This is a genomic window from Streptomyces sp. LN549 (assembly GCF_043203805.1).
GTDB lineage: Bacteria > Actinomycetota > Actinomycetes > Streptomycetales > Streptomycetaceae > Streptomyces.
Genome location: NZ_JAZHRI010000002.1, coordinates 506,108 through 530,673, shown reverse-complemented (window position 1 = coordinate 530,673; position 24,566 = coordinate 506,108). Strand labels below are relative to the sequence as shown.

At 72.8% G+C, this 24,566-nt stretch carries 20 protein-coding genes, 1 pseudogene and 1 riboswitch; of the genes and pseudogenes, 8 read left to right on the top strand and 13 right to left on the bottom strand.

Features of this window, described 5'->3' with window-relative positions:
- Position 1 precedes the first annotated feature (1 nt).
- Positions 2-1,321: a hypothetical protein gene (locus SH922_RS02510; protein ID WP_393054137.1), complete on the bottom strand. Its 1,320-nt coding sequence runs from the start codon at positions 1,319-1,321 to the stop codon at positions 2-4.
- Positions 1,322-1,488: 167 nt separating this feature from the next.
- Between SH922_RS02510 and SH922_RS02505 the strand changes: the two genes are divergently transcribed.
- From SH922_RS02505 to SH922_RS02485, 5 genes are all read left to right on the top strand, one after another.
- The gene (locus SH922_RS02505) at positions 1,489-3,390 is read left to right on the top strand and encodes an acyl-CoA dehydrogenase (protein ID WP_393054135.1); all 1,902 of its coding nucleotides are present in this window, start codon (positions 1,489-1,491) and stop codon (positions 3,388-3,390) included.
- The gene (locus tag SH922_RS02500) at positions 3,387-3,563 is read left to right on the top strand and encodes a hypothetical protein (RefSeq protein WP_393054132.1); all 177 of its coding nucleotides are present in this window, start codon (positions 3,387-3,389) and stop codon (positions 3,561-3,563) included. Before SH922_RS02505 ends, SH922_RS02500 begins: the two co-directional genes overlap by 4 nt.
- A 113-nt stretch (positions 3,564-3,676) precedes the next feature.
- Positions 3,677-3,864: riboswitch (cobalamin riboswitch) on the top strand.
- Positions 3,865-3,926: 62 nt separating this feature from the next.
- Positions 3,927-4,967: an ABC transporter substrate-binding protein gene (locus SH922_RS02495; protein WP_393054129.1), complete on the top strand. Its 1,041-nt coding sequence runs from the start codon at positions 3,927-3,929 to the stop codon at positions 4,965-4,967.
- 41 nt (positions 4,968-5,008) lie between these two features.
- Positions 5,009-6,052, top strand: a complete 1,044-nt coding sequence (locus SH922_RS02490; protein ID WP_393063447.1) for a FecCD family ABC transporter permease — start codon at positions 5,009-5,011, stop codon at positions 6,050-6,052.
- On the top strand, positions 6,049-6,870 hold the full coding sequence (locus SH922_RS02485) for an ABC transporter ATP-binding protein (protein WP_393054126.1): 822 nt from the start codon (positions 6,049-6,051) through the stop codon (positions 6,868-6,870). Before SH922_RS02490 ends, SH922_RS02485 begins: the two co-directional genes overlap by 4 nt.
- Before the next feature lie 111 nt (positions 6,871-6,981).
- Here the strand turns inward: SH922_RS02485 and SH922_RS02480 are convergent, their stop codons facing one another.
- Entirely contained in the window at positions 6,982-8,037 is a 1,056-nt protein-coding gene (locus tag SH922_RS02480) for a PRC and DUF2382 domain-containing protein (RefSeq protein ID WP_393054123.1), read from the bottom strand.
- A gap of 530 nt (positions 8,038-8,567) precedes the next feature.
- Between SH922_RS02480 and SH922_RS02475 the strand changes: the two genes are divergently transcribed.
- The 3 genes from SH922_RS02475 (at position 8,568) to SH922_RS02465 (ending at position 10,461) form a co-directional block, all read left to right on the top strand.
- The gene (locus SH922_RS02475; protein WP_393054121.1) at positions 8,568-8,699 is read left to right on the top strand and encodes a hypothetical protein; all 132 of its coding nucleotides are present in this window, start codon (positions 8,568-8,570) and stop codon (positions 8,697-8,699) included.
- A gap of 78 nt (positions 8,700-8,777) precedes the next feature.
- Positions 8,778-9,500, top strand: coding sequence for an adenosylcobinamide amidohydrolase (locus SH922_RS02470; RefSeq protein ID WP_393054119.1), 723 nt, complete (start codon positions 8,778-8,780; stop codon positions 9,498-9,500).
- A gap of 55 nt (positions 9,501-9,555) precedes the next feature.
- Positions 9,556-10,461, top strand: coding sequence for an NAD(P)-dependent oxidoreductase (locus SH922_RS02465; protein WP_393054116.1), 906 nt, complete (start codon positions 9,556-9,558; stop codon positions 10,459-10,461).
- 64 nt (positions 10,462-10,525) lie between these two features.
- Here SH922_RS02465 and SH922_RS02460 read toward each other — a convergent pair whose 3' ends face one another.
- The 11 genes and pseudogenes from SH922_RS02460 to SH922_RS02410 all read right to left on the bottom strand — a co-directional run bounded on the left by SH922_RS02460 (position 10,526) and on the right by SH922_RS02410 (position 24,560).
- A complete protein-coding gene (locus SH922_RS02460; protein ID WP_393054114.1) occupies positions 10,526-11,794 on the bottom strand; it encodes a sulfite oxidase in 1,269 nt (422 codons plus the stop codon).
- A gap of 44 nt (positions 11,795-11,838) precedes the next feature.
- Entirely contained in the window at positions 11,839-13,017 is a 1,179-nt protein-coding gene (locus SH922_RS02455) for a homoserine O-acetyltransferase (RefSeq protein WP_393063446.1), read from the bottom strand.
- Positions 13,014-14,375: a bifunctional o-acetylhomoserine/o-acetylserine sulfhydrylase gene (locus SH922_RS02450; RefSeq protein WP_362555613.1), complete on the bottom strand. Its 1,362-nt coding sequence runs from the start codon at positions 14,373-14,375 to the stop codon at positions 13,014-13,016. Before SH922_RS02450 ends, SH922_RS02455 begins: the two co-directional genes overlap by 4 nt.
- Positions 14,376-14,513: 138 nt before the next feature.
- Entirely contained in the window at positions 14,514-14,624 is a 111-nt protein-coding gene (locus SH922_RS02445) for a putative leader peptide (RefSeq protein ID WP_393054111.1), read from the bottom strand.
- Between the two features lie 338 nt (positions 14,625-14,962).
- On the bottom strand, positions 14,963-15,814 hold the full coding sequence (locus SH922_RS02440; RefSeq protein WP_393063445.1) for an RNA polymerase sigma factor SigF: 852 nt from the start codon (positions 15,812-15,814) through the stop codon (positions 14,963-14,965).
- 423 nt (positions 15,815-16,237) lie between these two features.
- Positions 16,238-16,852 (bottom strand): helix-turn-helix domain-containing protein, encoded by a 615-nt coding sequence (locus SH922_RS02435; protein WP_393054108.1) that lies wholly within the window; start codon positions 16,850-16,852, stop codon positions 16,238-16,240.
- Between the two features lie 68 nt (positions 16,853-16,920).
- Positions 16,921-18,849, bottom strand: a pseudogene (locus SH922_RS02430) (dipeptide ABC transporter ATP-binding protein).
- Entirely contained in the window at positions 18,849-19,673 is an 825-nt protein-coding gene (locus tag SH922_RS02425) for an ABC transporter permease (protein ID WP_393054105.1), read from the bottom strand. Before SH922_RS02425 ends, SH922_RS02430 begins: the two are co-directional and overlap by 1 nt.
- Complete coding sequence (locus SH922_RS02420) at positions 19,670-20,728, bottom strand: ABC transporter permease (protein WP_393054102.1); 1,059 nt, start codon at positions 20,726-20,728, stop codon at positions 19,670-19,672. Before SH922_RS02420 ends, SH922_RS02425 begins: the two co-directional genes overlap by 4 nt.
- The gene (locus tag SH922_RS02415; protein ID WP_393054099.1) at positions 20,725-22,860 is read right to left on the bottom strand and encodes an alpha/beta hydrolase family protein; all 2,136 of its coding nucleotides are present in this window, start codon (positions 22,858-22,860) and stop codon (positions 20,725-20,727) included. The genes SH922_RS02420 and SH922_RS02415 overlap by 4 nt, the downstream gene beginning before the upstream one ends.
- 47 nt (positions 22,861-22,907) lie before the next feature.
- The gene (locus SH922_RS02410) at positions 22,908-24,560 is read right to left on the bottom strand and encodes an ABC transporter substrate-binding protein (RefSeq protein WP_393054097.1); all 1,653 of its coding nucleotides are present in this window, start codon (positions 24,558-24,560) and stop codon (positions 22,908-22,910) included.
- Between the last annotated feature and the right edge of the window lie 6 nt (positions 24,561-24,566).

Genomic DNA, 24,566 nt, shown 5'->3' with positions numbered 1-24,566 from the left:
GCTAGGAACCGCCCATGGCCCGTCCGCTGCCGGGGGCCGCCAGGTGCGGAGTGCTGTCGTCGTCGAGGAACTCGACGACGGCCAGGGCGAACAGGGCACACAGCGCGATCCACACCGTGACCAGACCGGTCGGCCGGTCCCATGCCACCAGCACCGCGACGGCCACCACGACCACGGTCCAGTTCAGCGGTCGCCTGGCCCGGTGCACCCAGCGGCCGACCGGACCGCCCGTGAAACCGGCCGCATCCCGTACGGCCCCGATGCCGCCGCTCCACATCGCCATGACGCGGGTCGCGGCGCGGCCGGTTCCGGTGAGCCAGGCCGCGAGAGCCACCACCGCACCGACGGTCACCACCAGCCGGACCCCGGCGCGCAGATATCCCGCCAGGCCGTCGAAGACGGCACCAGCGGCCGGCTGGGAGACGTCGGAGGGGAGACTGTCGAGATAGAACGCGCGCCCCGCCCACAGGCCGAGCCCGAGCAGGGCGGCGCCCGCAGCGACCGCGAGCGCAGCGGTGACCAGGGCCCGTCGGCGGCGCACCGCGAGCAGTACCCCGCCCACCGCCACCACCAGCGTGACCACGGGAAGCCAGAATCCGAGGAGTTCGAGCGCCCGGAACCCCTGCTTGGCCTTGCCGACCGAGTCGGAGGTCAGGACCGTGAAGTCGGTGTGGATCTCCGGGATCTTCTCGGCGACCGTCAGACCGCGGTCGACGAGGCGCTGCTTCACCCGGTCGATGACCGGGGCGAGGTCCAGGGTGACGGTGTCGTCGGTCAGCTTCACAGCCCCGCCGCCCTCACCCGTCAGCGCCTTCACGACTGAGGCGTGCGCCTGTCGGTTGAGGTCACTCCACACCCGCTCGAAGGCGTCGCTGGTCACGAACTTCTCGACGGTCCCGTGCACGAAGTTCGTGACACCGGTGGTGAGCGGGCCGCTGAGCTTCCCGAGGGCCTTGTCGACGACCGGCCGGTCGTCGGGTGCGACGTCCGCCAACAGCGCGTCGATGTCCAGATGGGTCATGACGGCATGGGTGACGCGGTCGGTCACGGCCGCCTGTACATCGGGGTCGGCGGCAAGCGGCTCCATCATCGCCACATAGCGGTCCGTGTCCCCCGCGACGTCGCTCGCCCAGCTCGACACGATGCTCAGCGGTGTCAGTACGGCCGCCACCAGGATCAGCAGGACCGCGAAGAACGAACGCAGCCGCAGCCCGTGCCGCGCCGGGGCGCGGTCCTCCTCCAGCTGGGTCACCCGTGCACGAAGGGCTTCCAGTTCGGCGTGCTCGTCCGGTGCGGCCGACTGACCGGGGTCCCGTTCCATGACCCAAGGGGATGTCCTGGCCGCCCGCACAGCGCGGTGAGTTGCTGCATACGGGTGACGGGCGGCGGCCGGTACGGTGTCGTCCGGGCTCCCACCGGGCAGGGGCGGGCTGCCGCGGACGCCGGCTGTGAGGGTGTCCTGGAAGTTTCCTGATCGTTTGTGCTTTTATGACCACTATTTTCGACAGCAACGGCCCCTCAGGAGCCGGAACCGGGCGGGTCGCCGATCTGCTCGCCACAGCGCTCCTCGGTCCGGACGCCCGCCGCGAGCACGGCTTCTGGCGCCGGCTCGTCACCACAGAACCGTTCCGCCGGCCGCTCTGGCCGCCTCCCGGCCCCACCCCCGACGAGCGGCTCGCCCTGGCCCACGCACGGCTGCGCGCGCTCAACAGTGCGCTGGACAGCGCCGCCAGGCCGGCCTCCGACCCGCGCGCGCTCGCCGCCATGCACGAATGGCTCGCCCCCGTGGACCCGGCCCTCACCACCGTTGCGGGCATTCATTACAACCTTTTCCTCGGCAGCCTTCTGGACCACGACACCGACAGCACCCGCGATCTGTCGGACTTCCTCCGGCTGCGACGGATCGGCACCTTCCTCTGTACGGAGGTGGCGCACGGCAACGACGCCGCCGCCGTCGAGACCACCGCCACCTACGACCCCGCCCGGGACGGGTTCGTGCTCCACACCCCGCACGCCGGCGCACAGAAGTTCATGCCCAATACCAGTCCGGCCGGCGGCCCCAAGTCGGGGCTCGTCGCCGCCCGGCTGATCGTCGGGGGCGCCGACCACGGGGTCTTCCTGCTGCTGGTGCCGCTCACCGATGCGTCCCGGGCCCTGCCCGGGGTGCGGGTGCGCCGGCTTCCCGCACGGATGGGCAGCCCCGTCGACCACTGCCTGACCTCCTTCGACCAGGTCTTCGTGGGGCGAGGCGCTCTGCTCGGCGGCGTGCAGGGGCGGGTCGGCGAGGAAGGGGTGTTCCGCAGCGAGACCGAGGGGCGCAGGCACCGCTTTCGCGCGTCGATCGGACGGGTCACCGCGGGCCGGATCTGTATGAGCGCCAGCGCGGTGGGGTCCGCACGCGCCACGCTGGCCGTCGCCGTCCGCTACGGCGGCCACCGTTTCGTCTCGGGGAGCCGCCCGTCACCGCCTGTCCCGGTGATCGCGCACCGCAGTCACCACGGGCCGCTCGCCGAGGCCATGGCCACCGTCTTCGCGATGAGCCTGCTGCACCGGCGGGTCCTCGACCGCTGGGAGGAGGCGGCGGCAGGACCGCCCGCGGACCGGGAGGCGGCCGAGCGGCTGGTCGACGTGGCCAAGGGGTGGATCACCTGGCAGGCCCGGTCCGTCATCGTCGAATGCCGGGAACGGTGCGGTGCCCAGGGGCTGCTGGAGAACAACGGGATGACCGAACTCGTCACCGGCGTCGAGGGCGCCATCACCGCCGAGGGTGACAACCTGGCCATCCACTCCAGGGCGGCCGCGGGACTGCTCTTGGAGGCCGCCCGGGACCCGGACGAAGGTCCGGCGGCCGCTCCGCCCGGCGGCGACCTCACCGATCTGCGCTTCCTCGGCCGGCTCCTGGACCAGGTGGAGCGTATCTGGTTCGCCCGGGCGGCCGCACGGATGGCCCGGGTGGCGCACGGCGACCCGCTGGAGCGCTGGAACGAGGGGTCCGGGCCCGCGCTGCGGGGAGTGGAGGCCCATGCGTACCGGCAGGCAGCCCACGCGTACGAGTGCGCGCTCGAGGCCCTGCCCAGCGGCGAGGCCCGCGAGCGGCTGGGCGAACTGGCCCGGCTGTTCGCTCTGCGCTGGGTCGCGCGCAACAGCGGGGATCTGCTTGCGGCCGGCCACCTGACCGCTGGTCAGGTCGAGGGACTGACCGATGTCAGCGAGCAGTTCATCGCCGCCGTGAGCGGTCATCTGCCGGAACTGACCGAGTCCTTCGCGTTGCCCGGTGAACTGCTCGCCGACTGGCCCATCGCGGGAGCCCGCTACACGGACGCGTACGACGACGCGGGCGCCTCCTGGCACACCGCCGCGGCCCGGGAACCTGCCGGGGACGCACGATGACAGGCGCACCGCTGAAGGGAGCCGCAGCCCTGCCGCGCCGGGCGGCGGGCGCGCTCCGGTGCCTGGGCGTCCGCGTCGTCCTGCTGGCCTTCTGGGGGACCGCAGCCCTGCTCTCACGCTGGTGCGAGGGGGTGCGCACCCACGGTGGCGAATCGGTTCGCCGCAAGGCGTGACCGGAGCGGTGCGCCCGGACACTCCGGCGTCGGGGCGGTGCGCGGCCGCGCCGCCCCGTCCGCCCCACCGCCCGTGCCCGGGCGCACCGCCGCTGAGCTGCGCAGAGGCTCGTGGTAGCGTGCCGAGAGCCAGTCGAACTCCACGTAGGGGTCAGGGAATCCGGTGCGAATCCGGAACTGACGCGCAGCGGTGAGGGGGACGGGCGGGGCCACAGCCACTGGGAGACCCACGGTTTCCCGGGAAGGCGTCCCGTCCGCGTGAACCCGAGTCCGAAGACCTGCTGGCACCCGCGGTCCGGTACCGGGCTGCGGAACTCCGTACACCGGGCCCCGCGCATGGGCCCAGAGACGCCGAGGTACTTCGTGCCGCCCATAGCCGGCCCCACCCGTTCCGCCGCCCTGCTCACCGCCGCACTGATCCTGCTGACCGCCTGCGGCGGCGGCAGGGACAGCACCGCCGCCAAGGCCGGGGGAGCCGACGGCTATCCGGTGACCCTGCAGAACTGCGGACGGACCGTCACCGTGGACGCGGCCCCGCAGCGCGCCGTGCCGGTCGACCAGGGATCGACCGAGATCCTGCTCTCGCTCGGACTGGCCGACCGGCTCGCCGCCACGGCCACCTGGACCGACCCCGTGTTGAAGGGCTTGGAGAAGGCCAACGCCGGCATCCCGAGGATCTCCGACAACCGGCCCTCGTCGGAGAAGGTCCTGGATCAGGAGCCCGACTTCGTCAGCGCCTCCTTCGAGTCGACGCTCGCCAAGGGCGGTGTCGCCCCACGCGAGCAGTTCGAGGCGCTCGGCGTCCCCACCTACGTCTCGCCCGCCGACTGCACCGCCAAGGACAACAGCAAGGACGGTGACGGTGTCCGGACCGGCGCCCTGACCATGGACAGCGTCTACCGCGAAGTACAGGACCTGGCCAAGGTGTTCGGCGTTCCCGAGCGCGGCGAGAGACTCGTTGCCGAGCTGCGCGCCCGGGTGCGCAAGGCGACGGGAGGCATCGACGCCTCAGGCGCCTCCCTGATGTACTGGTTCGCCAACTCCGAGGCCCCGTACCTGGCCGGCTGCTGCGGAGCGCCCGGCATCATCACCCGGGAACTCGGCGCGAAGAACGCCTTCGACGACACCCACGAGGAATGGCCCCAGATCAACTGGGAGACCGTCGCCGACCGCAACCCGGACGTGCTGGTCATCGGCGACCTGACGCGCAAGTCGCAGACCGCCGAGAGCGCCGCGAAGAAGATCGCCTTCCTGGAGTCCAACCCCGCCACGAAGAACATGGACGCCGTCCGGCACAAGCGCTACGTGCTGCTCAGCGGCCAGGCCATGAACCCGACCATCCGGACCGTCGAGGGTGTGGAGCGCGTGGCAGCCGGCCTGCGTACCTTCGGGCTCGCGAGGTGACGGACACCGAACAGGCCGCGGCACCGCGCGAGGACGCGAGTGTGCACGCCAGGCCCGGCCGGCGGGGCGCCCGGCGTGTCCGGGGCGGACTCCTGTGGGCCGGCGGGCTCCTGCTGCTGGCCCTGTCCGTCGCCCTCGCCGTCACCATCGGCCCGGCCCGGATCTCCGTCGCCGACGTCTGGTCCACGGTCGCCTCCCACCTCGGTGCCGGTGAGTCGCGGCTCAGCCCGATCCGCGACGGCATCATCTGGAACCTGCGCATGCCGCGCACCCTGCTCGCCGCCGTCTGCGGCGCGGGGCTCGCGGTCTGCGGCACCGTCATGCAGTCGCTGCTGCGCAACCCGCTCGCCGACCCCTTCGTCCTCGGCGTCTCCTCCGGGGCGTCGACCGGCGCGGTCGTGGTAGTCGTTCTCGGCGTCGGCGGGGGAGCGGTCTCCCTGTCGGCCGGGGCGTTCATCGGGGCGCTCTGCTCCTTCGCCCTGGTCCTGCTGCTCAGCCACACCCTCGGCGGCAGCACCGACCGGGTCGTGCTGTCAGGGGTCGCGGCCATGCAGCTCTTCTCCGCGCTCACCTCCTTCGTCGTGATGACCGCCGCCGACGCCGAGCAGACCCGCGGGGTGCTGTTCTGGCTGCTGGGCTCACTCGGCGGCGTCGGCTGGAGCGATGTGTGGACCTGCTCCGCCGTGCTCGCCGTGACGCTGCTGATCTGCCTCGGCCACGCCCGTACGCTCGACGCCTTCGCCTTCGGCCAGGACGCGGCAGCCACCCTCGGCGTCCACGTCGGCCGTACCCGGATCGTCCTGTTGTGCGCGACCGCGCTGCTGACCGCCGCACTCGTGAGCTCGGCCGGTGCCATCGGGTTCGTCGGACTGGTGCTGCCGCACGCGGCCCGTGCGCTCACCGGTTCCGGGCACCGCAGGCTGCTGCCGGTCACCGCGCTCGCCGGGGCCGTCTTCCTGGTCTGGGTCGACACCCTCGCCCGGACCGTCCTCGACCCGCAGGAGGTTCCGGTGGGAGTCGTCACCGCCCTGATCGGGGTACCCGCCTTCGTGCTGGTCCTCCACCGCACCAGGCGGACCACATGACCCCGACCACCCCCGGCGGCCTGCGGGCCGACCGGGTCAGCAGGGAGGCGGGCGGCCGCCTCATCCTGGACGGTGTCTCGCTCGCCCCGCCGCCGGGCGCCACCATCGGGCTGATCGGCCCGAACGGTTCCGGAAAGTCCACCCTGCTGCGGATCCTGGCCGGAGTTCTGGCCCCGGACGCGGGCGTGGTCACCCTCGACGACGATCCGCTGGCCGCCATAGGGCGCCGCACCGTGGCCAGACGGGTCGCGGTGGTCGACCAGCACGCCGTCACGCAGGTCGAGCTGAGCGTCGTGGACGTCGTGCGCCTGGGCCGCATCCCGCACCGTCGCGCCTGGTCGGCGCCGGGGGCAGCGGACGAGGCGGCGGTGCGCGAGGCCCTGGAGCGGACCGGTCTCGCCGACCGCCGTGACCAGTCCTGGCACACACTCTCCGGCGGGGAGCGCCAGCGCGTCCAGATCGCCCGTGCGCTGGCCCAGCAGCCGCGTGAACTCCTGCTGGACGAACCGACCAACCATCTGGACATCCAGCACCAGCTGGAACTGCTGTCCCTGGTCACGTCCTTGCCGCTGACCGCCGTCGTCGCCCTGCACGACCTCAATCTGGCCGCGATGTTCTGTGACCGGATCGTGGTGATGAACGACGGACGGGTGGTCGCGGGCGGCAGCCCGGCGGAGGTGATCACCGAGGAGCTCATCGCCGACGTCTACCGCGTGTCCGCCGTCGTGACACCGGACGGCCCGCAGGGGCGGCCCTCGGTGCGCTTTCGTCCGGAGCGGTCCTCACTCCGCATCGGGCAAGACTCCCGAGCGGGCTGACTCCCTGCCGCGGCCCGGCTGCTCCGTGCCCCGGAACGCAAGGGGCGGACCCTCGTGCGGGGCCCGCCCCTCGCTGGTGCGGTACGGCCGTGCGGCGCGGTACGCGGGGGGTCAGCGGCGCCGCCCCTGACCGAATTCACCGCCCATGTCCTTGCCACCCATGTCCTTGCCGCTCTTGGTCGTACCGTCCGCGTAGTCGATCTGCTCCTTGCGCAGTTCGGCGGAGACTTCCTTCTGTTCGGTCACCTTCTTCGTTTCCATCCGTACCCGCTCGACCGGCACGGTCTCCTTGCGCATCGTGGCGCGTTCGGCGTGCAGGGTGACCTCCACGTCCTGCTCGTTGATGTCGGCCCGGCCGGCCGCCTTGTCCCCCGGCCGGAGCGGTTCCCGGACCACGCGCACCTCTTCGTGCGACACGGGCACGGTCCGGGTGACGTTCTCGGTGACGACGTACTTGTGCAGGCGGGCCTTGCCGCTCTCGTACTCCTCGGTGCCGACATGGAGCTGTTCCTCGGAGCGGATCAGCTCCTCCTTGCCGCCGAGGTCGGCGGCGGACCGCTCGGCGCCCGCACCGGCTCCGACCAGCGGACGGGACGTGCCCGAGGTCTCGGTGTCACGGTGCCTGCCGGTCCCGGTGCCCGCACCGGCCACGCCGGCCGACGTGGTCCGGTCGGTCGTGCGTCCCGTGCCCGCGGCGCCCATGGCCCCGGCCCCGGCTGTCGCTCCGGCTCCGGCTCCGGCTCCGGCTCCGGCCGCGCCCATGGTGCCCGTCCCGGTCGTGGTCGGTGCGTCGGCGCTCGTGGTGCCGCCGGCCCCGGCACGGTCGCCGAGATTGGCTTCGGTGTTCCGGCTCAGGCCGTAGTGCCGGTAGAGCTCTTCCTCCTCGGAGACGGACAGATGGGCGTCCGCGTCCACTCGGGGGGCTTCCTTGACCCGGTCCTTCGGATGCGAGATGTGCAGGTCGGAGCCCACGCGACGGGCTCCGGCGAGGGGCACGAAACTCTCCTTCATGCCGAACAGGCCGGTCTTCACCGTGATCCAGTCCGGCCGGCCGGTGTTGTCGTCGACATACACCCGCCCCACGTTGCCGATCTTCTCGCCCTCGGTGTCGTACACCGTCAGGCCGTCGAGCTCTCCGGAATCCGTGAAACCGTCAGCGGCTCCCATGACCGATTCCTCCTCGCCCGGGCGCGTCCTGTGGGTGGGTCCAGCAGGGGAGGCGCGTCCGGATTCCATCGCGCCTCACCCGGATGGACGCTGCAACCGCCCGGCCGTCGGAGGCCGGGTGCCGCACCTGCCCCACGTCGGTGCAGGCCCCGTGCGATGCCGTTGAGGGGCCGCCGGCCCGATTAGGCCAATCGAGTGAAGGGTGCCCGTGCCGGTGCTCCCCGGTCCGGCCTGCCGGAGAGGTGGGTGAAACGGCCGCGGTGCGGCATGACGAGGCGGTGGGACGGGCCGCCCGGCGCCCGCGACCTGGCGACCGGTTCGCGCACTGATGCAGCCCCTCTCCCCTCCGCGCGAGCTGCGCACGGACGCCGCCCGCGGATCCGGTCCGCCGGCGCCGTGCTGCGGATGCCCGTCGTGCGGCACGTCGGCGACTGCGCGGACATCCTGGCCGACCAGCGGCAGACGCAGGGCGATCCCGGTGCCGTTCCCTACTACATGTTCGTCGAGCGGGACACCGGTCCCCGGAGTTCATGTGCCGCGTCCTTCAGGCCGGGCGCCCGGTCATGCGCGGCGTCGACGCCGCCGTGTCCTTCGCCGAACGGCCCTTGTGCGCCGCGCTCCACGAGCCGGTCCGCGCCCAGGGTGGCCGCGCCACCGGCTGATCGCCATGGCCCGCGGCGAGGCCTGAACCCGCGCGGCGACGGGCAGGGCGCCCCCGGGGGAGCCCTGCCCCAGTGCCTATGATCGACAGGTCACACGCCGACCGTCGTCCTGCCGCACACCGGGGGTACCCCATCCGTTCCGTACGCATCCGGCTGCCCGAACAGCGCGGTGAGCTGCTGGCCCGGCGCGAGGACGGCCTGGAGCTGCACCATCTCGTGTGGCGGCTGGGACCCGGGTGGCGGGTGTGCAGCAGCGCTGTACTCGGCGGCGGCATCGGCCCGCGTGACTGGATCCTCAACGCCCAGGTTCCCGGCGGCTATCCGCGCATGGACCCCGACCGGCACCTTGCCGAGATCGCCGCCGGCGAACGGCTCACCGGTCCCGGCGCCGGACTGATGACGGCCGCCGACGTCACCGCGTACACCGTCGCCGCCGACGAGGGCGTCACCGCGACCGCCACCTGCGGCCTCGGGGTGCGCGGCTGGGCGGCGGCTCCCGCCGGAGGCACCGAGGGGCCGCCCCGGCCGGGGACGGTCAACATCGTCGTCACACTTCCCGTTCCCCTCTCCGACGCCGCGCTTGTCAACGCCGTCGCCACCGCCACTGAAGCCAAGGTGCAGGCCCTCCTGGACGCCGGACTCGACTGCTCCGGCACCCCCACCGACTCCGTCTGCATCGCCGCCCCTGCCCCGGAGGCAGGGGCGGGCGAGCCGTTCGCGGGGCCCCGGTCGCGCTGGGGTGCACGACTCGCCAGAGCTGTGCACGCTGCCGTTCTCGACGGCGCGCTGCGGCAATCCTGAGCATCCGAAGCGCCGCGAGCCGGACTCTGCGCGGCCGAAGAAGGGAAACGCCCTCATGACCTCAGCAGCCGACGCAGTACCGGAGCGGCCGGCCGTCGCCGTGCTCGGAACCGGAATCATGGGCTCGGGGATGGCCCGAAGCCTGCTGCGGGCCGGTCTCGACGTCCGCGTCTGGAACCGCACGCACGCCAAGGCGGTCCCGCTCGCCGCCGACGGCGCCACGGTCGCGGACACCGCGGCCGAAGCCGTGCGCGGGGCCGACGTCGTCCTCACCGTGCTCAACGACAGCACCGCCGTCGCCGCCGCGCTCACCGCCGCGTCCGACGGGGTGCACCGCGGCCAGGTCCTCCTGCAGAGCTCCACCGTCGGGCCGGAGGCCACCGCGGACCTCGCGCAACGCGCCGCGGACCTCGGCCTCGTCTACCTCGACGCCCCGGTCTCCGGCACCAGGCAGCCCGCGGAGCAGGGCACGCTGACCGTCTTCGTCTCCGGACCGTCCGCCGCACGCGAGGTGACCCGGCCCGTGCTCGACGCGATCGGGCAGCGCACCCACTGGGTGGCCGAGGAGCCGGGAGCCGCCTCGCGGCTCAAGCTCGTGGTCAACACCTGGGTGATCAACATGGTGGGCGGCGTCGCGGAATGCCTCAACCTCGCCGAGGGACTGGGCGTGGACCCGCAGTCGTTCCTCGACGTCATGAAGGGCGGACCGCTCGACTCCGCCTATCTGCACGGCAAGTCCGCCGCGGTCCTCTCCGGAGACCTCACCCCGAGCTTCGCCCTGTCCACGGCCCTCAAGGACACCCGCCTCATTCTCGACGCCGCCGAACACTCCGGCGTCCGGCTGGACCTGACCGAGGCGTCGGCCGCCCGCTTCGAGCGCGCCGAAGCGGCGGGGCACGGCGACGACGACATGATCGCCACCTACTACGCCGGCCGGCCCGCGGAGAAGGACCAGGCCTGACCCTTGTCCTCCCGCCGGGTGCCGGAGCGCTCTGATGCTCCGGCACCCGGGCCCGGCCACTGCGTCAGACGACCTGCACCTCGTGCCGGACCACCGCGTCGAACAGGTAGCCCTGCGTGTTGTGGACGGTGGCCTCCGGCTGGGTGCGGCCCGAGCGGTCCGTCGCCCGTGCCAGCAGGACGGCAGGTCCAGGATCCTCCGGCAGCCAGTCGGCCGACCAGCGCACCCAGCTCCCGCTCCGCGGCTCGTCGCGCAGCCGGGCGCGCCGCCACCGCACGCCCCCGTCGGTGCTGACCTCGACCGTACGCACGGGCGCTCCGCCCGACCACGACCGCCCCGTCAGAACCTGGCGCCGGCGGGCGGGGAACGTCGCGCCCGGCGCCAGCTCGAAGGCGCTCTTCAGCGTTTGGCGGGTCAGCGGTGCGCTGCCTTCCGCCGGGTAGCCGGGGCCGAAGAGCCGGTAGAGACCGGTGTTCCACGGGGAGACCAGCGGCTGTGCGCTCACCTCGATGTCGCCGAGCCACTTGATGTTCGCGATCCCGATCCAGGACGGCACGATCAGCCGCACCGGATAGCCGTGGTCGGGAGGCAGCGGTTCGCCGTTCATCTCGTACGCGAGCAGGACGTCGTCCAGCGCCTTGGCCACCGGCAGCGGCCTGCGCACATGTCCGAGATTGATCCCGTCGCTGACCACCTCGTCGTCCAGACCGCGCGGCAGCACGTCGACCGCGTGCCGGGCGATGCCCGCGCGGTGCAGCACATCGGCCAGCCGCACCCCGCGCCAGCGGGCCGTGCCGATCGCCCCCAGGGTCCAGGCGGTCCCGCTGACCTGCTGGCCCTGCTGCGTGGTGTAGTAACTGCGGGCGTTGCCCGCGCACTCGACGAACGAGGTACGGGTGACGGAGGGCAGGGCCCGCAGGTCGTCGTACGTGAACTCCACCGCCGGGCCCTTCAGCCCGTCGCCCCATATCCTCAGCCGCCAGGTGGACGCGTCGATCCGCGGAGTGACGGTGTGGTTGCGCACGAAGAAGCGGTCGGCCGGTGTGAGCAGCCCCGTGTCGCGCAGCGCCGCGAAGTTCGTCTCCGCGTTGGTGCCGCGCACCGTGAACACCTCGGGCGGCAGCGGCTTCACGATTCCCGGGGCGGCGGACGCGGTCCCGGACGCCGCGTGCGCGGGAGCGGCGAGCCCGGCCAGTGGGCCTGCCACCGAAGCCGCGGCGACCAGCCGGAGCAGATCACGGCGCTCGATCCCCGCGGAGCGCGCGGCGCCGCGCGACCACTGGCGCAGCCGCATTCCGTCGTAGGCGGCCTCGGACGGCGGAACGGATCTCATGGACATCTCCAGGGGGCTAGTGGATGGGGACAGCAGGGGTGGATTCAGCGGTCCGGCTCCGGGTCCGGCCGGGCCGGCAGCAACTCCCGTACGAGCGCGCCCACCTGACCCGTCTCGATCAGGAAGCCGTCGTGGCCGTGCGGGGACTCCACGGTCCTGACCCGGTCGGCTCCGGGCAACAGCGCAGCCAGCTCCGCCTGCTGTGCCGGCGGATAGAGCCGGTCGGAGTCGATCGCGGCGACGAGCGCGGGCATCCCGGCCCGGCGCAGCGCCTGGGGCACACCACCACGCCCGCGCCCGACATCGTGCCCGTTCATCGCCCCGGTCAGGGTCACATAGCTGCCCGCGTCGAAGCGGTGCACCAACTTGGCGGCGTGATGGTCGAGATACGACTCCACCCGGTACCGTCCGCCGTGCCACGGCTGCTCACCGGGCTGCGGATCACCGCCGAACCGGGCGGCGAGCTCCGGCTCGCTGCGGTAGGTGACATGGGCGATCCTGCGCGCCAGACCGAGGCCGCGATGCGGTCCCTCGCCCGGGGCTGCATCGTGGTAATGGCCGCCGCGCCACCCCGGGTCGGAGCGGATCGCGGAGATCTGCAGCGATCCCCAGGCGATCTGCTCCGCCGACGCCGCGGCGGGCGCGGCCAGCACCAGCAGTGCTCCGGTACGCTCCGGCCGGCCCACCGCCCATTCGAGGGCGCGCATGCCGCCCATCGATCCGCCGATCACCGCCGCCCATCGCCCGATACCGAGCGCGTCGGCCAGGGTCACCTCGGCGGCGACCTGGTCACGGACCGTCAGATACGGGAAGTCGCCGCCCCAGCGAGCCCCTTCGGGCCGCCGGGAGGACGGACCGGTGCTGCCCTGGCAGCCACCGAGCACGTTCGGCGCGACGACGAACCACCGGTCGGTGTCCAGTGCCCGGCCGGGGCCGACCAGTGCGTCCCACCAGCCCGCCGTGGGGTGCCCGGGCTCCGCCGCCCCGGCCACATGGCTGTCACCGGTCAGGGCGTGCAGCACCAGCACGGCGTTGGAGCCGTCGGGTGCCGGGCGGCCCCACGTCTCGTACGCCAGCCGGACACCGGGCAGCACGCCGCCGGACTCCAGGGACAGTGGCCGCTCGGGACGGAGCCAGGAGCGGCGGCCGGGCGGATCCCCCTCCCGCCGGCCTCCGGTGGCCGGCGGGAGGGGGAGCGTGAGCGAGGGGGCAGTCCGGTTCAGGACGCCGCCTTCGCGGCCCGGAACCCCGCGTCCAGGTCCGCCTTGAGATCGTCCACGTTCTCCAGCCCGACGGAGAGGCGGACCAGCCCGGCGGTGGCCCCGGTGGCGGCCAGCTGCTCCTCGGTCAGCTGGCTGTGCGTGGTCGAAGCCGGATGGATGATCAGGCTCCGTACGTCACCGATGTTGGCGAGGTGGCTGAACAGCTCGACCGCGTCCACGAACCGCTTCCCCGCCTCCACCCCGTCGCGCAGTTCGAAGGCGAGCACCGCTCCCGCGCCGCGCGGGAGGTAGCGGCGCCCCGCCTCGTACCACTTGCTCGACCGGAGGCCCGCGTAGTGGACGGCCGACACCTCGTCGCGCCCCTCCAGCCATTCGGCCAGCGCCAGGGCATTCGCGGTGTGCCGTTCCAGGCGCAGGCTCAACGTCTCCACCCCCTGCAACAGCAGGAACGCGGAGTGCGGGGAGAGTGCGGGGCCGAGATCGCGCAGCAGTTGGACCCGCAGTTTGACGGCGAAGGCGCTGGGACCGAGGTCCGGCCAGTAGCGCAGACCGTGGTAGCTCGGGTCGGGGGAGCTGAAGTCCGGGAACCGTTCGGCGTGCGCCCCGAAGTCGAAGGTACCGCCGTCGACCACCACACCGCCGATCGTGGTGCCGTGGCCGCCGAGGAACTTCGTCGCCGAGTGGATGACGACATCCGCTCCGTGCTCGATCGGACGCAGCAGGAACGGGGTGGGCACCGTGTTGTCCACGATCAGCGGCACCCCGGAGGCGTGCGCGGCGTCGGCGACCGCCCGGATGTCGAGGACGTCACCGCGCGGGTTGCCCAGCGTCTCCGCGAACAGCGCCTTCGTGTTCGGCCGGATGGCCGCCGTCCACGCCTCGATGTCGTCCGGGTCGTCGACGAACGACACCTCGATGCCGAACCGGGGGAGCGTGTGACGCAGGAGGTTGTACGTGCCGCCGTACAGCGAGGTGGACGAGACGATGTGGTCGCCCGCACCGGCCAGCGTCAGCAGGGCAAGGGTCTCGGCCGCCTGCCCGGAGGCGAGCGCCACCGCAGCGACTCCGCCCTCGAGCGCGGCGATCCGCTGCTCCAGCACGTCCTGGGTGGGGTTGTGGATCCGGGTGTAGATATTGCCGGGCTCGGCCAGCGAGAACAGATCCGCGGCGTGCTGGGTGTCGCGGAAGACGAACGAGGTCGTCTGGTAGATCGGCACCGCGCGGGCGCCGGTCGCCGCGTCGGGCGTGGCCCCCGAATGGATCTGCTTGGTCTCGAAGGACCAGGCGGCCGAAGGTTCCTGACGGTCGGTGTCCTCGGGAGTGTGGCCTGCGGTGACGGAGTCGACGGGCTGGCTCATGGCGGTCCTCTGCGGTTCTCGGTACGGAGGGGGACCGGGCGGCGGGCCGGGGCGCCGTCGGGATCCGGAGCCGGACCCGTCCGGGCGCCCCTCGTGGCAGGCGCGCGGGAATCGTCGTCGCGCCGGCGCCGGAGCGGGTCAGCCGCTCGACGGTACGGGGGCGCGGCAATGGCCGCGACGACACGCGGCGGACGCGAGGCGTCCCAGATCGACGTGGCGCCGCGAGAAGAGAACCGGAGTCGCGGGCATGCGGGAGAGCGTGTCAGTGGCTCAGGTGGGCGTCAACAGCGCCCCGTACGGCCGGAGTGCCTGCCGGGAAGGCGGGAGGGCCGGGCCGGCCACCGCGCATGTCGCCGCCTCCTGCCCGTTCGGCCTGCTCAGGTGTGCCGTCGGTGGGGTCGCGTGCCGGTCGGCTGGGCGGGAGGCCGACGGGTTGGCGACGGGGGCCGGGCCCGCGGCGATTTCATCGGGCCGCAATGTTCGGGTACCGGGGAACGGCGAGGGGACTCGTCGGGGAACGGGGGACTCGTCGGGAAACGGCGAGGGGGGCTCCCGGCCACTTCGGCCGGGAGCCCCCCTCGCCCCGCTCACTCCTCGACGAACATGCCGTCGCGCAGCTTGTGCAGAATCCGGCTGATCAGCCGGGAGACGTGCATCTGCGAGATGCCGAGCTCCGCGCCGATCTGCGACTGCGTCATCTCCTGGCCGAACCGCATGTCGATGATGCGGCGTTCACGCTCGTCCAGGTCCCCCAGCAACGGAGCCAGCGTGTGCAGGTTCTCCACTGTCTCCATGGCGGGATCCGGGCTGCCCAGCACATCGGCGAACGTGCGCCCGGCCGCGCTGTGCTGTCCCGCGTCGGCCGGAGCGGCCGGCATGTCCAGCGAGCCCGCGGTGTAGCCGTTGGCCGCCACGATGCCTTCGGTGATCTCGTCCTCGCTCAGCCCCAGGTGCTCGGCGAGCTCGGCGACGGTGGGGTCCCGGTCGAGCTCGGTGGCCAGGGTCTCCTTGGTCTTGGCGATGTCGACGCGCAGCTCCTGGAGCCGGCGCGGGACATGGACCGCCCAGCTGGTGTCGCGGAAGAACCGCTTGATCTCCCCGGTGATGTACGGGACCGCGAATGAGGTGAACTCGACCTCGCGGGACAGGTCGAACCGGTCGATGGCCTTGATCAGCCCGATGGTGCCGACCTGGACGATGTCCTCCATGTCGCCGCTGCCCCGGTTCCTGAACCGGCCGGCGGCGAACCGGACGAGGGAGAGGTTCATCTCGATGAGCGTGTTGCGTGCGTACTGATGGGCGTGCGTGCCCTCTTCCAGGACCTGGAGCCGGTCGAAGAACAGCCGGGACAGTTCCCGCGCGTCGGTGGGCGCGACCTTGCCCGCGTCCTCGATCCACGGCAGATCGCCGAGGTCCGCGGGCTGCAGAGCGGAGCCCATGAGCTCCTCGTGTTCGGCGACGGCAGCCGAGGCCGCGCCGTTGTCGGCCGGTGCCGGCCGTGCACGCTCCGCTCGCTCCGCATGGGCAGTCTGCGCAGTGTGCGCCGTCATCTCGTCACGCTCCCCTGGTGGTAGGCCATGAGGTGTAAGCGTCTGCCCCGTCAGGAGGCTCCCATGCACACAAGCGGAAGTTGATCACGTCACAGTGCCTCAATGACCGGAATGTGACGTGATCCGATGTCACATCCCTGCCGAATCGGGCGTACTGACGCGAAGAACCGCCCCACCGGTACGGGGGAGCCCGGTGGGGCGGTCGGCACCAGAGTGCCACAGACGGGGGCAGCAGGGGGGCCGGGCGACGCATATCCGGCGGTAGTTGAGTCAAAATCGACGGTGCTCCGAGCGGGTCCCGGCCACGACGGCTCAGTCGCGCGGGTAGCCGACGACCGTGTGCGTGACCGCGGGCGAGTCCTCGGTGGTGTAGTAGTGGCTGCTCTGCGCCGAGAACCGGGCGGTGTCCCCCGCCTCCAGGAGGTACGGGACGTCGTTCACCACCAGCGTCACCTGGCCGGACATCACGAGCACGTACTCCACCGAGTCGGTGCCGTGTGAGCTGACCTGGCTCTGGGCGTGCGGGTGCAGCCGTGTCCGGTAGATCTCCATGCGGGCCTGCTCGTGACCGGAGTACAGCAGGTTCACCGAGGTCTCGTCCTCGGGTTCGTCCAGCGAGGCGGCACGGATGATCTCCGGCTCCAGCAGCGGCTGGCGCAGCAGATCCGTGCAGTTGGTACCCAGCACATCGGCGATCCGGACCAGCACGTCGACGGTCGGATTGGCTTCGGCCCGCTCTATCTGGGACAGCAGCCCCTTGCTGACGCCGGTCGCCGCCGACAACTCGCGCAGGCTCCAACCGCGGGCGAGCCGACGGCGGTTGAGGTTCCCGGCCAGGGAAACCCGTACACCCAGGGCGCCGGACTCCTGGGCCTGCGGCGGGCGCGCGGGCGCGGGCGCCCCGGCGGCGGTGGTCGGTTCGGACACCGTTCCTCCTCGCTCTCGGTGGTACGCGCAGGTCAGCGGCACACTCTACCCGCGTGGGCGCGGACCGGTCAGGTGGTGCGGCCGATGTCCGCGGCGCGAGGGAGGGCGTCGATCATGCGCCGGGTCCAGGCGTGTTGCGGCGCGTCCAGGACCGCGGCGGCCGTGCCCTGTTCGACGATCCGTCCCCGGTGCATCACCGCCACCAGGTCGGCGATCTGCCGCACCACACCCAGGTCGTGGGTGATGAACAGCACCGCGAAGCCCTCGGTGCGCTGGAGCGTGACGAGCAGGTTGAGCAACTGGGCCTGGACCGACACATCGAGCGCCGCCACCGCCTCGTCACAGATCAGCAGCCGGGGCCGGGCGGCCAGCGCCCGTGCCAGGGCCACCCGTTGACGCTCACCGCCGGAGAGCGCGGCCGGGCGGCGCGAGGCGTACGAGCCGGGCAGCCCGACCTGCGCGAGCAGGGCGTCCACGCCGGACGCGTCACCCCGCCCCCGCCCGCCCGCGGCGGCCGCCAGGGCCTCGCGCAGCGTCGCGCCCACGGTGCGGAGCGGGTTGAGCGAGGAGTACGGGTCCTGGAACACGATCTGCGCCTGCTCCGCCAGACGCCGCCGGTCCGCTGTCGTGGGGCGGCGCCCCGAAGGCAGCGAGATCCCGCCCACGGACACCGTCCCGCCGTCGAACGTCTCCAGGCCGACCGCGATCCTGGCCAGCGTCGTCTTGCCCGAGCCCGACTCACCGACCAGGGCGACGACCGAGTTCCGCGGAACCGTCAGACTCACGTCGAGCAAGGCGGCGTGGTCCCCGGCCGGCGAGCGGAACGTGCGGTCGACGGACGTGGCCACGAGCGCCGGATCCCGGTCCTGCTGCTCGCCGGAGGTCTGACCGGGTACCGTCGCGGGTTCGGCGGCCCTGCGCGCCGACGGTGCCACGAGCGCGCCACCGATCTCGGCGATCCGCACACAGGCGGACAGCCGGTCCGCACCGTCCGCCGGTGCCCCCGCCCTCACCGGCAGCAGCAGGGCCGGTTCGCTGCGGCACACCTGAGCCGCGTGGGCGCAGCGGTCGGCGAACGGGCAGCCCGGCCCCCGGGACCCCGGAGCGGGCACGGCACCGGGAATGGCCGGAAGTTCCGCGAACCGCTCGCGCACGGACGGCTCGGAGGCCAGCAGACCCGCGGTGTACGGATGCAGCGGGCCGGACTCCAGCTCCTGCGAGTGGCCGTGCTCCAGCACCTGGCCCGCGTACAGCACGTACACCCGGTCGCAGGCGGAGAACGCGACCCGCAGATCGTGCGTGATGAGGACCAGGCCCATCTGCCGGCTCTGCTGCAGGCCGCGCAGCAGCTCCAGCACGGCATGCTGGTTGGCGGCGTCCAGCGCGGTCGTCGGTTCGTCCGCGATCAGCAGTTCGGGGTCGCCCGCCAGCGCCGCGGCCGCCGCCACACGCTGCCGCATCCCTCCCGACAGTTCGTGCGGATAGCGGTCGGCGACATCGGGTCCGAGCCCGACCTCGGCGAGCCGCCGCTCCACTTCCGCGCGCCGGGCCGCCTTCGCCGCGCGCCGGCCCTGTCCGCCGTCGGCGTCGCGGAGACCGTCCGCGATCTGACGCCCGCAGGTGAGCTGCGGGTGCAGCATGGTGAACGGGTCCTACATCAGCAGCGTGACGCTCCGGCCGCGCATCGCGTGGCGTTCGCGCGGCGAAAGCGTGAGGACCTCCCGGCCGTCGATGCGTACGGAGCCTCCCGTCACCCCGGTCCCGGAGGGCAGCAGACCCGCCACGGCCCGCATGGCCAGGGACTTGCCGCTGCCGGACTCACCGACGATGCCAATGCACTCGCCCCGGCCGACCTCCAGCGAGATGCCGTCCAGGATCGGTACCGGGCCGGCCGGCCCGGCGGTCGCCGCCACCCGCAGACCGTCGACGGCGAGCAGTGGCCCGGCGGCCGGTGCGGCGGGGGCGGTGCGGCTGTCCGTCGCCGACTGCGCTGTCATCAGGACCTCCCACGGTCGGAGAACGCCTCGAACAGCCGGTCGCCGAGGAGGTTGAGGGCCACGGCCGCCGCGACGATGAGTACGGCCGGCGCGAGTGCGGCCGACGGGTTGTCGTACAGCAGGGTGCGGTTCTCGGAGAGCATCCGGCCCCAGTCCGGGGCGCCCGGCGGCACACCGAGGCCCAGGAAGGACAGGGAGCTCAGCGCGACGATAGCCCCGGCGAAGTTCAGCAGCGTGTTGGCCACCACGACGGGCAGCACATTGGGCCAGATGTGCCGCGTCATCACCGTGAAAGGGGAGAGCCCCAGGGTCTGGGCCGCCTCGACGTACGCGCGGTGCCGCTGCTCCAGCACGGCGGACCGCACCAGCCGGATGTCGGCGGGCGACGTCAGCACGACGAGCACGCCGACGGCCAGTGCGTAACCGCCACCGCCGATGCCGGCGACGACGATCGTCACGAGGAGGGCGGGCAGCGCCAGCAGCAGATCGGCCCAGCGCCGCACGACGGTGTCGATCCAGCCGCTCCGGTATCCGGCGAGGAGACCGAGAACATTGCCGATGATCATCGACCCGATCGCGACCAGAGCCGCACCGACCAGCGTGCTCCGGGCGCCGGCGACCACCATCCGGGCGATGTCGCGGCCGAGTTCGTCGGTGCCGAGCAGATGCCCGCCGCCCGGCATGGCCGCGCCGGTCGCGAGATCCTGCGCGTCCCAGCCCGGCAGAACCAGCTGGCCTACGGCCGCGGCCAGCGCGAACAGCACCAGCAGAACCGTGCAGCAGACGGTGAGCGGGGAGAACCTGCGGGCGGTGCGGGTCTTCATGCGTTCTCCTCCTCACGGACGCCGGACGGTACAACCGCGGCGGACTCCTTCGGCACGGGCTCCGTCCTTGCCACGGGTGCGGTCCGCAGCTGCGGATCCAGCAGCGGTTGTACGAGATCGGTGACGAGGTTCGCCAGACAGACCAGAGCGGCGATGAGCAGCGCCTCGGCCTGCACGACGGGCACGTCCCGGAAGGTGACCGAGTCGACGAGCAGGGAGCCGAGTCCGGGCAGCGCGAAGACCTGCTCCACCATGACCGTTCCCGCCAGGAGGTAAGCGAGGATCAGCCCGATCCCGGTGAGGACGGGGACGACGGTGCCCCGCAGCACGTACCGCAGCAGGATGTCCCGTTCCCGCACACCCCGGGCGCGGGCGAACGTGACGTGCTCCCGGTCGAGCTCCCGGATCACCGCCGCCCGGGTCAGTTTCAGCAGAACGGCGGTGACGGCGAGTCCGAGGGCCAGGGCCGGCAGCACCAGATGCAACAGCCGGTCGGTGCCCGGGCCCTCGCCCGGTCCGTACGCGGGGAACCAGCCGAGCATCAGCGAGAACACGTAGATGAGCACCAGCCCGCCCGCGAAGGCGGGGGTGGACAGCGCCACCACACCGAGGCTCTGCACCGCGCGGTCGGTGGCGCGCCGGTTGCGCAGGCCCGCCAGGACGCCCAGCGGCACCCCGAGGAGCAGCGCCACGGCGAAGCCCAGGCCGACCAGTTGCCCGGTGAGCACCAGACGGTCGCCGAGCGCGGCGGCGACACTCTCACCGGTGCGGATCGACGTGCCGAGATCGAGCCGGACGGCATCACTCAGCCAGTACCAGTACTGCACGGCCATCGGGCTGTCGAGGTGGTAGCGGGCCCGGACGGCGGTCAGCGCCTCGGGGGTGGCGCTGCGCGGGCCCAGCAGAGTCTGGGCCGGGTCGCCCGGTGCGGCCTGGAGCAGGGCGAAGACGGCGACGGACAGGACGACGAGGAGTCCCAGCGTGCCGGCGAGGCGGCGCACCACGAGCCCGGCGGGGAGCGCGGCGCGCAGCCGCGACCGGGTGGTGGACTTCATCGCTCGCCTCCGTCCTGGCCGGCGGAAGCGGCGCGGAGGGTGGCAGGGCCGGACGGTTCCAGGGGGGTGTCACCGTCCGGCCCTGCCGGGGAAGCCGTGCCGGGGATCGGCTCGGGGGAAGCGTCCCCCGGCACGGCGGTCTGGTGGGCTGCCGCGGGGCGCGGCGCCAGGTGGGTGGCGAGCCACTGTTCGACCCGGGCCGCGGCATCGAGGAGATGGCCGCCGTCGGTGAACTCATGGCCCTCGCCGGGGTACACGTACAGCTCGACGGGCGCGCTGCCGGTCCGCAGCAGTGACCGGTACAGCTCGTGGGCCTGGCCGACCGGCGTGACCCGGTCCGCGGACCCGTGCACGATGAGTGTCGGGGTGCCGCTGCCGCCGCGGGCGAAGACCGGCGAGCGCCGGATCAACTCCTGCGGAGCGTCCGGGGCCCCGATCGCGTACGTCCGGTCGTAGCCGCCGCCGATGTTGCTGGTGTGAGTGAAACTGAGCCAGTCGGTCGGCGCCGAGACGACGACCGCGGCCCGGAACACATCGGTGCGCGCCGCGGCCTGGGCGGCGAGGAAGCCGCCGTAGCTGTGGCCCAGGACGGCGGTGCGGTCCGGGTCGGCGAGTCCGGCGTCGACGAGGTGGCGCACGCCGGACAGTACGTCGTCCAGGTCGGCGCCGCCGACGTCGCCGACCACGGCACGGGCATGTTCGAGACCTCGGCCGCTGCTGCCGCGGGGGTTGGGCAGCAGCACCAGGTATCCGGCGGCGGCCAGGGCGGGCGCGAGTCCCAGTACGTCGCCCGGCGCGTATCCGGCGGACCAGAGCCAGGCGGGGCCGCCGTGCACGAGGACGGCGAGGGGACGGGGCCCGGTGTTCTCGCCGTTCTCGCCGTTGGAGAGGACGAGCCCCTGCACGGTGCGCCCGTCGGGTGCGGACCAGAGGGTCTGTTCGGTACGGACACCCGCGAGTTCGGGGGCCGCGGGTGCGTTGAGCGCGGTGACCGGCGTCCAGTCCCAGGCGCCCGGTCCTTCGGTACGGGTGACGACGGCCTCGGGGGGACGGCCCGGTGCGTCGAGCACGGTCGCGGCCAGCAGCCCGTCGCCACTGAGTGACAGTTCGGGCTGGTAGCCGGCCCCGCCGAGGGTCGCCGGCCCCGACCAGCGGGTGCCCGCGGGTTGCCCGGTGTGTCCGACGCGGGAGCCCGTACCGTCCCAGCCCGCGAACCACAGTGTGCCTGGCGCGGAGTCGTCGAACCGCAGCCAGGTGGCGTCCTCGACGCCGGGCACCCCGGCGGTGTCTCCCGTCGTCAGGTCGGCCACGACCGGGCGTCCGGCGACGATGGAGATGCCTTCGCAGACCGCCGCGGACCGGCCGTCAGCGGCGAGCGCAGGGGCGCCCAGCTGCCCCTGGGGCGTGTACACGGTCCTGGCGGTACGGTCGTCGAGGTCCAGGGCGGCGAACCGGGCGCCGTAGTACCCGGCAGGCAGCGTGTCCTCGCAGACCGTCGCGGCCGCGGTCGTCCCGCCGCGCCAGGCCACGTTCCACACCGTGAGCCCCGCGGGCCCGACCTCCCGCACCGATCCGTCGGCGAGGCCGACGAGATGCAGCGAACGGCGGCCGGTACCCGGGGCGAAGCGCTCCGGCGCCGGTACGGATCCCAGCCGCACCGGCAGACCGAGGTGCATGCCGTCACGCTCGGCGCCGTCCGCCGCGCAGAGCAGCAGCGCCTGGCTGCCGTCGTCGGAGACCAGCAGCTCCTCCACCGCACCGGGTGCTCGTACGACGGTGCGTACGGTGCCGGAAACCGTGTCCAGCGCCGCAAGCCGCACCTCGGTCCCGGCCGGGCCGGCGCTCTCGGCGATGTGCAGCAGGGTTCGGGAGTCAGGCAGCCAGCGCGGGCTGTGACGGTCCGTCGGGGCATCCGGACCGGCCGGTGCGCGGAGCGCGGGCGGCTGCGCGTCCGTGCTCCCGCCGGACAGCCCGGCGGGTACCGGGGCGAGGACCAGCTCGGCCTGCCCGGGACCGGCCGCCGCCACGGCGACGGCGCGGCCGTCCGGGCTGATCCGGGCCTCGACCGGGTGGACCAGGCGCAGCATCGCCTCGCGGACGCGCCGCACGACGGTCGCAGCGGTACTGGGCATGGGTGTCCGTTCCTTGAAGATGGAGGAAGAGGTGGCGGCGGGACTGGTCAGGCAGACCTGCGGATACGGGTCGCCCACGGTCCGATGAACGCGAACGGCCCCTGGTCAAGCAGCACGAACTCCTTGGAGAACGCGGACGCGGTCTGCGCCCACCACAGCGGCAGGTACGGCAGATCTGTGCCGGCCGTCTGCACGGCCTTCATCAGCTCCCGGGCGCGGACATCCTTGTCCGTGGCGGACTTCGCCGTGTCCAGCGCGGTGTTGACCGTGCTGTTGTCGTAGTGCGCGATGTCCGTCGCGGTCGCTGCCGCGTTGAGGTACGGGTCGGCCAGTTCGGCCGGGTCGCCGGTGACGGGGAAGTACCACAGGAACTGCAGCGGCTGCTTGCCGGAGCCGAGCTCCGCCACCCACTGCTCCAGGGTGATCTCCTTGACGTTCAGCGTGATGCCGATCTTCTTGAGCGAAGAGGCGAGCGCGAGCGCCGCCTTGCCCAGCTGAGGACCGCTGTTGGGGTAGTGCAGTTCGGTCGTGAAGCCGCCCTTCGCCGAGGACCTGGCCAGTTCGGCCCGCGCGGCGTCCAGGTCGAAGGCCAGGGCGGGGATCGCGTCGTAGCCCGAGCGGACCTCGTCCGCCGGCATCAGATCGCCCCACATCTCGCGGGAGGGCAGCGCGTCGGCGACCTCGGCCCGGCCGTGCAGGATGCCCTTCACCATGCCCTCGCGGTCCGTCGCGTGGGCGATGGCACGGCGGACGTGCCCGTCGTCGAAGGGTGCCTCGGCGGTGTCGAAGGCCAGCGACACCACGGAGCGGTCGCCGGTGTACGTGACGCGCGCGCTCGACTCCCAGCCGCGGGCCTCGTCCGATGCGAGGCCCAGGGCGCCGTCCACCGCACCGGACTTCATCGCGACCAGCCGCGTACCCGCGTCGGGGACGAAGGAGAGCTTCAGCTTCCGGACGGCGGGCTTCTCCCCCCACCAGGCGTCGTTGCGTTCCAGCAGGACATGGTCGTCGGCCGCGAACTCGGTGATCCGGTACGGGCCGGTGCCGAGCAGCAGCGTCTTCGCCGTGCCGATCCTTCCCCTGTTCCGGGTGAGGAAGGCGCGACTGCTGACGAGGAGTCCGCCGGCGGTCGTCGTCCAGGCGAACATGGCGTCCGGCGCCTTCAGCCGGATGGTGACCTCATGGTCGCCGGTGGACTTCACGGACTCGACGCCTGCGTACGCGTAACCGAGGGCGGAGCCGTTCTTGGGGTCCCGGATCGCGTCGATGGACGCCACCACGTCGTCCGCCGTGAACGGGGTGCCGTCGGTGAACGTGACACCGCGGCGCAGTGTGTACACATACGTCCTGGCGTCGGGCTGCTTCCAGGACGACGCCAGTCCGGGACCCAGCTTCCCGGACGGGTCGACCGCGAGCAGGGACTCCTGGGCCAGCACCGCGACCAGGTAGTTGAGGACGCCGGACTCACGGCCCACGTCAAGGCTGGAGAGGGAGGAGGGCAGGGCGAGGGTGAGCGTGCTGATCGGCACGTCCGCGCCCTGCGCACCGCTCCCCGAGCCCGCCGCGCTGTCACCGGGGTCCTTCGCGGGAGGGGGCGCACACGCGGCGAGCACACCGGACGCGGCGAGGACGCCCATACCGGCGCCGGCGAGGCGCAGCAGTCGGCGTCGGCTGAGGTTGCCACCCGGTTCCGAGGTCATCGGGAA

What these genes read in the sequence shown, in the direction of transcription:
- SH922_RS02410 (WP_393054097.1), bottom strand. Translation starts at nt 24,560, where the DNA reads ATGACCTCGGAACCGGGTGGCAACCTCAGCCGACGCCGACTGCTGCGC.
- SH922_RS02415 (WP_393054099.1), bottom strand. Translation starts at nt 22,860, where the DNA reads ATGCCCAGTACCGCTGCGACCGTCGTGCGGCGCGTCCGCGAGGCGATG.
- SH922_RS02425 (WP_393054105.1), bottom strand. Translation starts at nt 19,673, where the DNA reads ATGAAGACCCGCACCGCCCGCAGGTTCTCCCCGCTCACCGTCTGCTGC.
- SH922_RS02450 (WP_362555613.1), bottom strand. Translation starts at nt 14,375, where the DNA reads ATGAGCCAGCCCGTCGACTCCGTCACCGCAGGCCACACTCCCGAGGAC.
- SH922_RS02445 (WP_393054111.1), bottom strand. Translation starts at nt 14,624, where the DNA reads ATGCCCGCGACTCCGGTTCTCTTCTCGCGGCGCCACGTCGATCTGGGA.
- SH922_RS02485 (WP_393054126.1), top strand. Translation starts at nt 6,049, where the DNA reads ATGACCCCGACCACCCCCGGCGGCCTGCGGGCCGACCGGGTCAGCAGG.
- SH922_RS02480 (WP_393054123.1), bottom strand. Translation starts at nt 8,037, where the DNA reads ATGGGAGCCGCTGACGGTTTCACGGATTCCGGAGAGCTCGACGGCCTG.
- SH922_RS02420 (WP_393054102.1), bottom strand. Translation starts at nt 20,728, where the DNA reads ATGAAGTCCACCACCCGGTCGCGGCTGCGCGCCGCGCTCCCCGCCGGG.
- SH922_RS02465 (WP_393054116.1), top strand. Translation starts at nt 9,556, where the DNA reads ATGACCTCAGCAGCCGACGCAGTACCGGAGCGGCCGGCCGTCGCCGTG.
- SH922_RS02500 (WP_393054132.1), top strand. Translation starts at nt 3,387, where the DNA reads ATGACAGGCGCACCGCTGAAGGGAGCCGCAGCCCTGCCGCGCCGGGCG.
- SH922_RS02440 (WP_393063445.1), bottom strand. Translation starts at nt 15,814, where the DNA reads ATGGGCTCCGCTCTGCAGCCCGCGGACCTCGGCGATCTGCCGTGGATC.
- SH922_RS02460 (WP_393054114.1), bottom strand. Translation starts at nt 11,794, where the DNA reads ATGAGATCCGTTCCGCCGTCCGAGGCCGCCTACGACGGAATGCGGCTG.
- SH922_RS02510 (WP_393054137.1), bottom strand. Translation starts at nt 1,321, where the DNA reads ATGGAACGGGACCCCGGTCAGTCGGCCGCACCGGACGAGCACGCCGAA.
- SH922_RS02475 (WP_393054121.1), top strand. Translation starts at nt 8,568, where the DNA reads ATGTGCCGCGTCCTTCAGGCCGGGCGCCCGGTCATGCGCGGCGTCGAC.
- SH922_RS02470 (WP_393054119.1), top strand. Translation starts at nt 8,778, where the DNA reads ATGATCGACAGGTCACACGCCGACCGTCGTCCTGCCGCACACCGGGGG.
- SH922_RS02505 (WP_393054135.1), top strand. Translation starts at nt 1,489, where the DNA reads ATGACCACTATTTTCGACAGCAACGGCCCCTCAGGAGCCGGAACCGGG.